A 13,068-nucleotide genomic window follows, 5' to 3' on the forward strand; every position below is an offset into this window, starting at 1 on the left:
GTCAAGCCCGGCAGGCCCGCGTCACACGGACGTACGCAGCAGGGCCTTTCTCACACCCCGGGAGTACGCCGCAATATGGCCACGCGCCACGACATCCGCAACGTAGCCATCGTCGCCCACGTCGACCACGGCAAGACGACCATCGTCGACGGCATGCTGAAGCAGGCCGGTGCCTTCGCCGCCCACCAGCTCGACTCGGTCGACGACCGCATGATGGACTCGAACGACCTGGAGCGTGAGAAGGGCATCACGATCCTCGCCAAGAACACGGCGGTGAAGTACCACCCCAAGGACGGCGGGGAGCCCATCACCATCAACATCATCGACACCCCCGGCCACGCCGACTTCGGTGGCGAGGTCGAGCGCGGTCTGTCGATGGTCGACGGCGTCGTCCTGCTGGTGGACGCCTCCGAGGGCCCGCTGCCGCAGACCCGCTTCGTGCTGCGCAAGGCCCTTCAGCAGCGCCTGCCCGTCATCCTGTGCATCAACAAGACGGACCGCCCGGACTCCCGCATCGACGAGGTCGTCAACGAGACCTACGACCTCTTCCTCGACCTGGACGCGGACGAGGAGCAGATCGAGTTCCCGATCGTCTACGCCTGCGGCCGTGACGGCGTCGCCTCGCTGACCAAGCCGGAGGACGGCACCGTCCCGGCCGACTCCACCAGCCTGGAGCCGTTCTTCTCCACGATCCTGGAGCACATCCCGGCCCCGACCTACGACGAGGACGCCCCGCTCCAGGCCCACGTCACCAACCTCGACGCCGACAACTTCCTCGGCCGCATCGCGCTGCTCCGCGTCGAGCAGGGCGAGCTGCGCAAGGGCCAGACGGTCGCGTGGATCAAGCGGGACGGGTCGATCAGCAATGTCCGCATCAGTGAACTGATGATGACCGAGGCGCTGACCCGCAAGCCCGCCGAGAAGGCCGGCCCGGGCGACATCTGCGCCGTGGCCGGTATCCCGGACATCATGATCGGCGAGACCCTCGCGGACCCCGAGAACCCCGTCCCGCTGCCGCTCATCACGGTGGACGAGCCCGCGATCTCCATGACCATCGGCACGAACACCTCGCCGCTGGTCGGCCGGGGCGGCACCGGCAAGGGCGCCGACGCCAAGTCCGCCGTCAAGGACCGCAAGGTCACCGCCCGTCAGGTCAAGGACCGCCTGGACCGCGAGCTGATCGGCAACGTCTCGCTGCGCGTGCTGGAGACCGAGCGCCCGGATGCCTGGGAGGTCCAGGGCCGCGGTGAGCTGGCGCTCGCCATCCTGGTCGAGACCATGCGCCGGGAGGGCTACGAGCTGACCGTCGGCAAGCCCCAGGTCGTCACCAAGGAGGTCGACGGCAAGGTCTACGAGCCGGTCGAGCGCATGACGATCGACGTGCCCGAGGAGCACATGGGCGCCGTCACGCAGCTCATGGGCGTGCGCAAGGGCCGCATGGACAACATGTCCAACCACGGCTCCGGCTGGGTGCGCATGGAGTTCGTCGTCCCCTCGCGAGGCCTGATCGGCTTCCGGACCGAGTTCCTGACCCAGACCCGCGGCACGGGTATCGGCCACTCCATCCACGAGGGCTTCGAGCCCTGGTTCGGCACCCTGCAGACCCGCAACAACGGCTCGCTGGTCGCGGACCGTGCCGGTGCCGTCACCGCCTTCGCGATGACGAACCTTCAGGAGCGCGGCGTGCTCTTCGTGGAGCCGGGCACCGAGGTGTACGAGGGTATGATCGTCGGTGAGAACTCCCGCTCCGACGACATGGACGTCAACATCACCAAGGAGAAGAAGCTCACCAACATGCGCTCCTCCACGGCCGATGTGGCGGAGTCCATCGTTCCGCCGCGCAAGCTGTCGCTGGAGCAGTCCCTGGAGTTCTGCCGCGACGACGAGTGCGTCGAGGTGACCCCGGAGGCGGTTCGCATCCGCAAGGTGAACCTGGACGCCCGCGAGCGCGCCCGCGCCGCGAGCCGCGCCAAGCACGGCTGACGCGCCCCACGAGCCCGTCCGGCCCGGCCCTCCGACGACAGGGGGCCGGGCCTTCGGCGTGCCCTCACAGGGGCCAGCATGGCCGCGCTACGGGTGGGTAGCCATGGGCTGACTGTGTGTTCAGGGCACCGGGGATGGATCGACTGTTCGGATACCGGAGTCGCGCACGCCACGTTTCGGACATGTAAACAGAAAAATATAGCCGCGTGTCCGTTTTGCCGGTTTTCCACTGTGCATGTCAAGCGCGCACAGGTGTCGATCGTTGCAATTTTTGCTCAAAATAATGAACGTAGGGAGATCCCTATGTCTTCCGCCCTTGACGCGCGTTGAACACATTGGCGAAAGTTCCCCCAAACCGCAGAACTCTCCGGTATCTGCGCTGCGCTCAGCTCTCCAACCCCCCGGGGGAAGAACACACATGACCAGTCCAGCCAAGGCTGAAGGCTCCGGGCCGTCGGTTGCCTTGGAGCCCGAACTCGAGCCGAAGACCGAGCCCGTCCAGGTCGAGAAGAAGCTCGAGGGTCGCTCTCCCGGCCAGTTGATGTGGCAGCGCTTCAAGCGTGACCGTACCGGCGTCATCTGCGCCTGGATAGTGATTTTCTACTTCGTCGTCGCGCTGGCCGCGCCACTGCTGACGAAGCTCAGCGGGACGGACCCGTACACCCTGTACGGCCAGGACCCCACCTACCAGGACAAGCCCGTCCTGGACGAATTCGGTCTTCCCCTGGGGTACTTCGGCGGTCTGTCCGGATCGCACTGGTTCGGTGTCGAGCCGCAGTACGGCCGTGACATCTTCGCCATGCTCGTGTACGGCATGCGCACGTCGCTGTACATGGCACTGGGCGTCACGGTCCTGATGATGGGCACGGGCATCATCCTCGGTCTGATCGGCGGCTACTTCGGCGGCAGGACCGACTACTGGATCGGCCGGGTCACCGACTTCTTCCTCGCCTTCCCGCAGCAGCTGTTCTTCATCGCCTTCATGCCCGTGGTGACCGCGTTCTTCGTGGACCCGCGCGAGGAGACGCCCACGTACTTCCGCGCGGTGGCGATGCTGATCGTGCTCTGGGTGCTCGGCTGGATGGGCATGGCCCGCCTGATCCGCTCGACCGTGCTGACCCTGCGCGAGCGGGAGTTCGTGGAGGCCGCCAAAGTCTCCGGGGCCTCGCCCTGGCGGATCGTCCGCAAGGAGATCCTGCCGAACGTGGTGACGCCGATCCTGGTGCAGTTCACATACCAGCTGCCCAGCACCATCCTCACCATCGCCTTCCTCTCGTTCGCCGGCGTCGGCTTCGTCGAACCGACCCCGGACTGGGGAAAGCTGTTCGCGGCCGGTGCCCGGTACACCGAGCAGGACCCGGCGTTCATCTTCTTCCCGGGCATCGCGTTGGTGATCTTCGTCCTCGCCTTCAACCTCCTCGGAGACTCGGTGCGGGACGCCTTCGACCCCAAGTCCGGGCGGTAGATCGTCCACTGGCGGGGGTGACTGCCGCCCCCGAGTCGGCCTACCAGCCGCGTCAGGCAGTACTCATGGATAACAACCGACAGGTAGGTGCATTCGCCTCATGAAGTCGTTCAGCTCGCGCAGAGCGCAGGCCATCGTCGTCGCCATCGCGGCCGGCTCGCTCGCGCTCACCGGGTGCTCCGAGAACAAGGGCGCCAACACCGGGGACAACGCCAAGAAGGACCAGGAGCAGGCCTCGGTCCAGTCGAAGGCGGTCACCTACGCCGACGCGGCCGGCTCCACCGGTCCGGCGAAGGAGATCCCCGGTGCCCAGAGCGGCGGCACCATCACGGTCTACCAGGAGGCGGGCCTCTCGCACCTGGACCCGGGCCAGACCTACGTCTCCGACGCCGGCCAGGTCGCCAACCTGCTCTTCCGTCGCCTGACGCAGTTCCAGGAGGACGACAAGGGCAACGTCTCGGTCGTGGGTGACATGGCGACCGACTCCGGCAAGATGTCGGACGGCGGCAAGACCTGGACGTTCACCCTCAAGGACGGCATCAAGGACGCCAAGGGCAACGTGATCACGTCCGCCGACGTCCGCCACACCGTCGAGCGTCTGTACGCGAAGTTCATCTTCGACGGCCCGACCTACCTGCAGACCTGGCTGAGCGGCGCCCAGTACCGCAAGGCGCTGCCGGGCGGCGGCTTCGACGGCAAGCACCTGCCGAAGTCGGTCCTGGACACCCCGGACGACAAGACGGTCGTCTTCCACTTCGACCAGCCGCGCCCCGACCTGCCGCAGACGCTGGCCATGGCCGGTTACGCCATCGTCCCGACCAAGGACGACACGAAGGAGAAGTACGACAAGGCGCCGGTCGCCACCGGTCCGTACAAGATCGCCTCCTACAAGCTGGGCAAGTCCCTCGTTCTCACCAAGAACAGCAACTGGGACCCGAAGACCGACTCCGTGCGCCACCAGTACGTGGACGGCTTCAACTTCGACTTCGGCGTCACCGAGTCGACCCAGACCAAGCGTCTGATCGCGGACCGGGGCAACGACAAGAACGCCATCCAGCTCACCGGCGGCGTCGAGGCCACGCAGATCCAGGACGTCATCAAGAACCCGTCCGTCAACAAGCGCACGGTCAAGGGCTACCAGCCCTACGTGATGCAGCTGACGTTCAACATGGACCGCGTGAAGAACCTGAAGGTCCGTCAGGCGATCACCTACGCCGTCAACTCCAAGTCGCTCATCGCCGGCGAGGGCGGTGTCTACGGCGGCGACGTGGCGCCGAACTACTTCGCGCCGACGCTGCCGGGCTACGAGGCGAAGTACGACCCGTACGGCCGTCTGAAGACGCCGCAGGGCAACATCGCCAAGGCCAAGGAGCTCCTGAAGGGCGTCCCGGCGTCCGAGAAGAAGCTCGTCTTCGCCTACGGCAACACCGAGAACGGCCAGAAGCGCAAGGTCGCCATCGAGGACGCGCTGACCAAGGTCGGCTTCAACGTGGTCTCCAAGGAGGTCGACTCCGCGAGCTACTACGAGCAGATCGGCAAGCTCGACAACCCGTACGACATGTACGTCACGGGCTGGGGCCAGGACTGGCCGTCCCCGTCCACGGTCGTCACCCCGATCTACGACGGTGACCAGGTCGCCGACGGTGCGCCGAACTACTCGCACGTCAAGGACCCGAAGGTCGACGCCCTGATCAAGAAGGCGCTGAACCAGAAGCCGGAAGACGCCGCGAAGACCTGGAAGGAAGCCGAGCACTACCTGCTCGAGAAGGTCGTGCCGGCCGCTCCGCTGTGGTACACGAAGCAGTTCCAGCTCTCCGGCTCGAACGTCGGTGGCACCCGCTACGGGTCGGTGTCGAGCCTCCTCGACATCAACCACCTGTACCTGAAGAAGTCGTAACTCTCTACGGCTGAAAGCGGGGACGCGCACCAGGCGGAGCGCGTCCCCGCACCTCCGTGAAACCTCCCACTCGTCTGTCGCAGAGAGCAGCCCTCCCGCCATGCTTCAGTTCATCCTCCGGCGCACGGTCGGTGCCCTGGTCACCCTGTTCCTCATCGCCGCCGCGACGTTCTTCCTGTTCGTCGCCGCGCCCTCCGATTACGCCTCCCTGGCCTGCGGCAAGGACTGCTCTCCTCAGCGACTGGAGGACATCCGCCAGGCTCTGGGTCTCAACCTGCCGATCGCCCAGCAGTTCTGGGACTTCATGTCCGGCATCGTCATGGGCCGGGACTTCCCGACCGGCCACTGCAGCGCTCCGTGCCTCGGCCAGTCGTTCTACTCCGGTGACATGGTCTGGAACACGATCATGGACAGCTTCCCGACGACGCTGACGCTCACCGCCGGCGGTGCGGTCGTCTTCCTCGTGGTCGGTGTGGGCGCGGGCATGATCTCCGCCTACAAGCGCGGATCGATGCTCGACAAGGTCGCCACCGGCACCTCGATGGTGCTCAGCTCGTTCCAGATCTACTTCCTCGGCCCGATCGTCCTGTGGATCTTCGTCTACAGCACGGGCTGGATGGACAACCCGCAGTACAACCCCATCACCAAGGACCCGTGGGCCTGGTTCACCGGCATGCTGCTGCCCACGCTGGTGATGGCCTCCATCTTCACCGCGCAGTACACCCGTATGGCGCGCTCCTCGATGATCGAGCAGCTCGCCGAGGAGCACGTGCGCACCGCCCGCGCGAAGGGCATGTCGCGCAAGTACGTCTTCTACCGCTACGCCTGGCGCGGCGCCCTCATCCCGATCATCACCGTCCTGGGCATCGACCTCAGCAGTATGCTCGGCGGTGCCGTCGTCACCGAGCTGACCTTCTCCCTGCAGGGCATCGGCCGTCTGGCCGTGGACGGCGCGGTCCACAAAGACCTCCCCCTGACCATGGGCGTCATGTTGTTCGGTGCCTTCTTCATCCTGATCTTCAACATCTTCACCGACATCGCGTACGCCTGGATCGACCCGCGCGTCCGGCTCTCCTAGGAAGAACCACCACCGTGACCACACTGACCAAGACCGAGGACGCGTCGGCCCCGACCGGCCCGGAGAGCTTCCTCTCGGTGCGCGATCTGAAGGTGCAGTTCTCCACCGAGGACGGCATCGTCAAAGCGGTCGACGGCCTCTCCTTCGACGTCGAGCGCGGCAAGACCCTGGGCATCGTCGGCGAGTCCGGCTCCGGGAAGTCCGTCACCAACCTGACGATCCTGGGCCTGCACAACCCCCGCACCTCCACCATCGACGGCGAGATCGTCCTCGACGGCAAGGAACTCGTCACCGCCAAGGAGAAGGAGCTGGAGCAGCTCCGCGGCAACAAGATGGCGATGATCTTCCAGGACCCGCTGACCGCCCTCTCGCCGTTCTACACGGTGGGCCGCCAGCTGTCCGAGCCGTTCATGAAGCACCGGGGCGCCTCCAAGAAGGAGGCGAAGGACCGCGCGATCCAGATGCTGGAGAAGGTCGGCATCCCGCAGCCCCAGGTCCGCTTCGACGACTACCCGCACCAGTTCTCCGGCGGTATGCGCCAGCGCGCGATGATCGCCATGGCGCTGATGTGCGACCCCGACCTGCTGATCGCCGACGAGCCGACCACCGCGCTCGACGTGACCGTGCAGGCGCAGATCCTGGACCTGCTCAAGGACCTGCAGCAGGAGTTCGGCTCCGCGATCATCTTCATCACCCACGACCTCGGCGTCATCTCCCACATGGCCGACGACCTGCTGGTGATGTACGCGGGCCGGGCCGTGGAGCGCGGCAGCGTCCGCGAGGTGCTGCACGAGCCGAAGCACCCCTACACCTGGGGCCTGCTCAGCTCGATGCCGCGTCTGGACAGCGACATCGACCAGGCGCTGACGCCGATCCCGGGCAGCCCGCCCTCGCTGCTCAACCCGCCCTCCGGGTGCCCCTTCCACCCGCGCTGCGCGTTCCGGGACCAGGTGCCGGGCAGCCTCTGCACGGACGCGCGGCCGGCGCTCGGCGAGGGCCGTGCCACGGCGTGCCACCTGACGGCCGAGCAGAAGCAGACCATCTTCATCGACCAGATCCAGCCCCGGCTGCGCTAGGGAGAACCGAGACATGAGCGAGAACCTCACCCTCCCCGCACCGCAGGGCACCAACGGCAGCGCCCCCGAGGCCCTCCTCGAGGTCAAGGGCCTGGCCAAGCACTTCCCGATCTACGGCGGCTTTCCGATCAAGCGGAAGGTCGGCGCGGTGCAGGCCGTCGACGGCGTCGACCTGACCGTCGGTGTCGCCGAGAGCGTCGGCCTGGTCGGTGAGTCCGGCTGCGGCAAGTCGACCACGGGCCGGCTCATCACCCGGCTGCTGGAGCCGACCGGCGGCAGCATCACCTACGCCGGGCAGGACATCACCCACGCCTCCCGCAAGCAGCTTGCGCCCGTGCGGTCCGAGATCCAGATGATCTTCCAGGACCCGTACTCCTCGCTGAACCCGCGGCAGACCGTCGGCTCCATCATCAAGTCGCCGATGGAGGTCAACGGCATCGAGCCGGAGGGCGGCCGGGAGAAGAAGGTCCGGGAGCTGCTGGAGCTCGTGGGTCTGAACCCGGAGCACTACAACCGCTTCCCGCACGAGTTCTCCGGCGGTCAGCGCCAGCGCATCGGCGTCGCCCGTGCCCTCGCGCTGAACCCGAAGCTGATCGTGGCGGACGAGCCGGTCTCCGCGCTGGACGTGTCCATCCAGGCGCAGGTGGTGAACCTGCTCCAGGAGGTCCAGAAGGAACTGGGCATCGCCTTCCTGTTCATCGCCCACGACCTGGCCGTCGTCCGGCACTTCTCGCAGCGCGTCGCGGTCATGTACCTCGGCAAGGTGGTCGAGGTCGGTGACCGGGACTCGATCTACAACCGGCCCCGCCACCCCTACACCCACGCCCTGCTCTCGGCCGTACCCGAGGTCCTGGCGGACGAGGACGAGGGCCGCGAGCGGATCCGGCTCTCCGGTGACGTGCCCTCGCCGATCCACCCGCCGTCCGGCTGCCGCTTCCGCACCCGGTGCTGGAAGGCGCAGGACAAGTGCGCCACCGAGGAGCCGCCGCTGCTGCAGCTCTCCGGCAACCGCGACGGCCACCTGACGGCGTGCCACTTCCCGGAGGAGCCGACCACTCAGCGCGACGAGGACGTCGTGCTCGACCCGGCGCTGAAGTCGCTGGAGGCGAACGCCTCCAACGACTGAGCCGTGGCCGTGGCCACGGTGATGATCTCGGGGCAGGCGGGGGTCAGCGGCCCCCGCCCCCAGTCCCCGTACCGCTCGGCGACGCCCAGACGGGCCTCGCCGAGGAAGCCGTCGAGGGCGTCGGCGTCCAGGAACCGCAGGGTGCTCCGGCACACCTGCGGCCCGGACCACCGCGCTCCGGCGTAGGTCTCGGTGAACGTCAGCCGGTCCCCGACGGGGGCCGGCTCGGCGTCGTGCCAGACCCGGACCGGACGGCCGTCCCCGTCGGTGATCTCGTACACCCGGTCCGGGGTCCAGCGCTCCCAGGGCCGGGCGGCCGGGTTGCGGGTCTCGAAGACGAAGCGGCCGCCGTCGGCCAGCGCCCGCCGCACCCCGTGCAGACAGCCGCGCACCGCCTCGTCGGTGAGGAGTTCCTGGAAGGCGTGGCCGGTCATCACGACCAGGTCGAACGCCCCGTCCCAGCGGTGTGTCGTGAGGTCCCCGAGCACCCATTCGACGTCCGGCTCCGCGCGCCGCGCCTGGACGAGCATGGCGGCCGCGGGATCCATGCCGGTGAGCCGGCCCCGGTGCCCGGCCGCCCGGGCGGCGCCCAGCAGCCGGCCGGTGCCGCACCCGAGATCCAGGACCGCCCCGGCGGCCATCACCAGCCCCAGGTAGAAGTCGTCGCCGGGCCCCCACGGGTTCAACCGGTCGTACAGCGCGGCGAGTTCCACGTCGGCGAAAGAACGATCCACCATGCGGCGAGTCTGCCTGCTGAACGGCCGATCAGTAGGGGAAATCCCGGATTCTGTCGCGAAGCGTTCCACCAGCCGGAGCAACGCGAGTGTGGTGCACCTTTTCATGTGATATCAGCCGATAAGGTGTCGATATCCGTGACGAGGAGGTGCCCCCATGCGCGGAGCCACCCACCCCCGGTGGGCCGCCGCCGCGGCGGTGCTGGTGTGCCTCGCCACCGCGTGCGGGGGAAGCGCCGGAGGCGTGAGCGGCGGAGCGGTGCTCAGTTCCTCCTGGGGCGACCCGCAGAACCCGCTGGAGCCGGCCAACACCAACGAGGTGCAGGGCGGCAAGGTGCTCGACATGGTCTTCCGGGGCCTGAAGCGGTACGACCCGAGGACCGGCAAGGCACAGAACATGGTCGCCGAGTCCATCGACACCGCGGACTCGCGGAACTTCACCGTGCGGCTCAGGAAGGGCTGGACCTTCTCCAACGGCGAGAAGGTGACCGCCCGCTCCTTCGTGGACGCCTGGAACTACGGGGCGAGCCTTCGCAACAACCAGAAGAACGCCTACTTCTTCGGGTACATCGACGGCTACGACAAGGTGCATCCCGACACCGGCCGGCAGAGCGCCGACACCCTGTCCGGCCTGAAGGTGGTGGACGAGCGCACCTTCACCGTCCGGCTGGGCCAGAAGTTCTCCGGCTTCCCCGACACCCTCGGCTACGCGGCCTTCGCCCCGCTGCCCCGGACGTTCTTCACCGACCACGCGGGCTGGCTGAGGAAGCCGGTCGGGAACGGGCCGTACACCATCGCCTCGTACACCAGGGGCTCGGCGATGTACCTGCGCAGGTGGGACGCCTACCCCGGCCCCGACAAGGCCCGCAACGACGGCGTGACGCTCCAGGTCTACACCGACAACAACACCGCCTACACGGACGTCCTGGCCGGCAACCTCGACCTGGTCGACGACGTGCCCGCCAACCAACTCAAGAACGTCGAGACCGACCTCGACGGCCGCTACATCAACACCCCGGCCGGCATCCTGCAGACCCTGGCCTTCCCGTTCTACGACAAGAAGTGGAACACGAGCGGGGCGCGCAAGGTCCGCACCGGCCTGTCCATGGCCATCAACCGCCGGCAGATCACCCACACCCTCTTCCGCGACACCCGCACCCCGGCCACCGACTGGACCTCCCCGGTCCTCGGCGCCGACGGCGGGTACAAGGCGGGCCTGTGCGGCCACGCCTGCGCGTACGACCCCGTGGGGGCGAAGAAGCTGATCCAGGAGGGCGGTGGCATCCCCGGTGGCCGGCTCAGGATCAGCTACAACGCGGACACCGGCTCCCACAAGGAATGGGTGGACGCCGTGTGCAACTCCATCAACAACGCGCTGGGCAACGACAAGGCCTGCGTCGGCAACCCGATCGGCACCTTCGCCGACTTCCGCAACCAGATCGGCCGGCACCGGATGCCGGGGCCCTTCCGGGCCGGCTGGCAGATGGACTACCCGCTCATCCAGAACTTCCTCCAGCCGCTCTACTACACCGGCGCCTCCTCCAACGACGGCAAGTGGTCCAACAGGCGGTTCGACGCCCTCGTCGACCGGGCCAACGCCGAGACCGACACCGCCAGGTCCGTCCGGCTCTTCCAGCAGGCCGAGACCGTCGTGCGGGACAACATGGCCGCCATCCCGCTCTGGTACCAGAACGGCAGCGCCGGCTACACCGACCGGCTGTCCCACGTGACGCTCAACCCCTTCAGCGTGCCCGTCTACGACCAGATCAAGGTCGGCTGAGCGGCCATGGGGCGCTACGTCGTCAGGCGGCTGCTCCAGATGGTCCCGGTGTTCTTCGGGGCGACGCTGCTGATCTTCCTGATGGTGAACGTGATGGGCGACCCCGTCGCCGGCCTGTGCGGCGAACGCGCCTGCGATCCGGCGACCGCCGCCCAGCTCAAGCGCGAGTTCGGCCTCGACCAGCCCCTCTGGCGGCAGTACGCGACCTACATGGGCAACGTCTTCACCGGCGACTTCGGCACCGCCTTCAACGGCCAGAAGGTCACCGAGCTGATGGCGACGGCGTTCCCCGTCACCGTCCGGCTCACGATCGTCGCGATCCTCTTCGAGGTCGTCGTCGGCATCACCCTGGGCGTGCTGGCCGGGCTGCGGCGCGGCCGGCCCGTCGACACCACCGTCCTCGTCCTGACCCTGGTCGTCATCTCCGTCCCGATCTTCGTCACCGGCCTGCTGCTGCAGCTGCTGCTCGGGGTCAAGTGGGGCTGGATCCGGCCGTCGGTCCCGCCGGAGGCGACCTTCGCCGAGCTGATCGTGCCGGGCCTGGTCCTCGCCTCCGTCTCCCTTGCCTACGTCACCCGGCTGACCCGCACCTCGATCGCGGAGAACGGGCGCTCCGACTACGTCCGCACCGCCGTGGCCAAGGGCCTGCCCCGGCGCCGGGTCATCACCCGGCACCTGCTGCGCAACTCCCTGATCCCCGTGGTCACGTTCATCGGCACCGACATCGGCGCCCTGATGGGCGGGGCCATCCTGACCGAGCGCATCTTCAACATCCACGGCGTCGGCTACCAGCTCTACCAGGGCATCCTCCGGCAGAACACCCAGACCGTGGTCGGCTTCGTCACCGTCCTCGTCCTGGTCTTCCTGGTCGCCAACCTGCTCGTGGACCTGCTGTACGCCGTACTCGACCCGAGGATCCGCTATGCCTGAGCAGCAGCCCTACGAGCGCGACGGCGCGGTCGCGGGCACCGGCATGGGCGGCGCCATGGACCTGGCGGCGAGCGAGGCGACGGCCGCGTCCGCCGGGCGGGCGCGCAGCCTGTGGTCCGACGCCTGGCGGGACCTGCGCCGCAACCCGGTCTTCCTGCTCTCCGCGCTGGTGATCCTCTTCCTGGTCGTCATCTCCGTCCGGCCCTCGCTCATCGCCCCCGGCAACCCGCTGCAGTGCGACCTCGCCCGGGCCCAGGACGGCCCGGCCCCCGGCCATCCCTTCGGCTACGACGGCCAGGGCTGCGACGTCTACACCCGCACCGTCCACGGCGCCCGGGCGTCCGTCACCGTCGGCGTGTGCGCGACGCTCGGGGTGGCGGTCCTGGGGTCGGTGCTGGGCGGGCTCGCCGGGTTCTTCGGCGGCGCCTGGGACGCGGTCCTGTCCCGGACGACCGACATCTTCTTCGCGATCCCCGTCGTCCTCGGCGGGCTCGTCCTGCTGTCGGTCGTCACCAGCAACACCGTCTGGCCGGTCGTCGGGTTCATCGTGCTGCTGGGCTGGCCGCAGATCTCCCGGATCGCGCGCGGCGCGGTCATCAGCGCCAGGCAGCACGACTACGTCCAGGCCGCTCGCGCCCTCGGCGCCTCCAACGCCCGCATCCTGCTCCGGCACATCGCGCCCAACGCCGTGGCCCCCGTGATCGTCGTCGCCACCATCGCCCTCGGCACCTACATCGCGCTGGAGGCGACCCTGTCGTACCTCGGCGTCGGCCTGAAGCCGCCCAGCGTCTCCTGGGGCATCGACATCTCCGCCGCCTCCCCCTACATCCGCAACGCCCCCCACGCCCTCCTGTGGCCGGCCGGCGCCCTCGCGATCACCGTCCTGGCCTTCATCCTGCTGGGCGACGCCGTGCGCGACGCCCTCGATCCGAAGCTGAGGTGAGGCGCCATGAGGCTTGCGTCGCGCGACCGGCGGACGGATGCGGCGCCCGGCAGGGG

General features: G+C 68.2%; 10 protein-coding genes. 9 read left to right on the forward strand and 1 reads right to left on the reverse strand.

Going from position 1 to position 13,068, the window contains the following annotated elements; translation table 11 throughout:
- Positions 1-75 precede the first annotated feature (75 nt).
- From typA to ACZ404_RS13395, 6 genes are all read left to right on the forward strand, one after another.
- Positions 76-1,983: a translational GTPase TypA gene (typA, locus tag ACZ404_RS13370; protein ID WP_468439166.1), complete on the forward strand. Its 1,908-nt coding sequence runs from the start codon at positions 76-78 to the stop codon at positions 1,981-1,983.
- 418 nt (positions 1,984-2,401) lie between these two features.
- Positions 2,402-3,448, forward strand: coding sequence for an ABC transporter permease (locus ACZ404_RS13375; protein ID WP_468439168.1), 1,047 nt, complete (start codon positions 2,402-2,404; stop codon positions 3,446-3,448).
- Between the two features lie 100 nt (positions 3,449-3,548).
- Entirely contained in the window at positions 3,549-5,345 is a 1,797-nt protein-coding gene (locus ACZ404_RS13380; RefSeq protein ID WP_468439170.1) for an ABC transporter substrate-binding protein, read from the forward strand.
- Positions 5,346-5,445: 100 nt separating this feature from the next.
- Positions 5,446-6,423: an ABC transporter permease gene (locus ACZ404_RS13385; protein ID WP_468439172.1), complete on the forward strand. Its 978-nt coding sequence runs from the start codon at positions 5,446-5,448 to the stop codon at positions 6,421-6,423.
- 14 nt (positions 6,424-6,437) lie between these two features.
- Entirely contained in the window at positions 6,438-7,499 is a 1,062-nt protein-coding gene (locus tag ACZ404_RS13390) for an ABC transporter ATP-binding protein (RefSeq protein WP_468439174.1), read from the forward strand.
- A 13-nt stretch (positions 7,500-7,512) separates the two neighbouring features.
- On the forward strand, positions 7,513-8,625 hold the full coding sequence (locus tag ACZ404_RS13395) for an ABC transporter ATP-binding protein (protein WP_468439176.1): 1,113 nt from the start codon (positions 7,513-7,515) through the stop codon (positions 8,623-8,625).
- On the opposite strand, the gene ACZ404_RS13400 is transcribed toward ACZ404_RS13395, so the two are convergent.
- Positions 8,556-9,362, reverse strand: coding sequence for a class I SAM-dependent methyltransferase (locus tag ACZ404_RS13400; protein ID WP_468439178.1), 807 nt, complete (start codon positions 9,360-9,362; stop codon positions 8,556-8,558). The two genes, ACZ404_RS13395 and ACZ404_RS13400, sit on opposite strands and share 70 nt — an antisense overlap.
- Positions 9,363-9,516: 154 nt before the next feature.
- Here ACZ404_RS13400 and ACZ404_RS13405 point away from each other — a divergent pair, with 154 nt between their 5' ends.
- The 3 genes from ACZ404_RS13405 to ACZ404_RS13415 are packed head-to-tail and all read left to right on the forward strand — an operon-like array spanning position 9,517 to position 13,012.
- Entirely contained in the window at positions 9,517-11,139 is a 1,623-nt protein-coding gene (locus ACZ404_RS13405) for a peptide ABC transporter substrate-binding protein (RefSeq protein ID WP_468439180.1), read from the forward strand.
- A gap of 6 nt (positions 11,140-11,145) precedes the next feature.
- Complete coding sequence (locus tag ACZ404_RS13410) at positions 11,146-12,069, forward strand: ABC transporter permease (protein WP_468439182.1); 924 nt, start codon at positions 11,146-11,148, stop codon at positions 12,067-12,069.
- A complete protein-coding gene (locus ACZ404_RS13415) occupies positions 12,062-13,012 on the forward strand; it encodes an ABC transporter permease (RefSeq protein WP_468439184.1) in 951 nt (316 codons plus the stop codon). The genes ACZ404_RS13410 and ACZ404_RS13415 overlap by 8 nt, the downstream gene beginning before the upstream one ends.
- Positions 13,013-13,068 lie beyond the last annotated feature (56 nt).

The organism is Streptomyces sp. NPDC030798 (genome assembly GCF_055572275.1).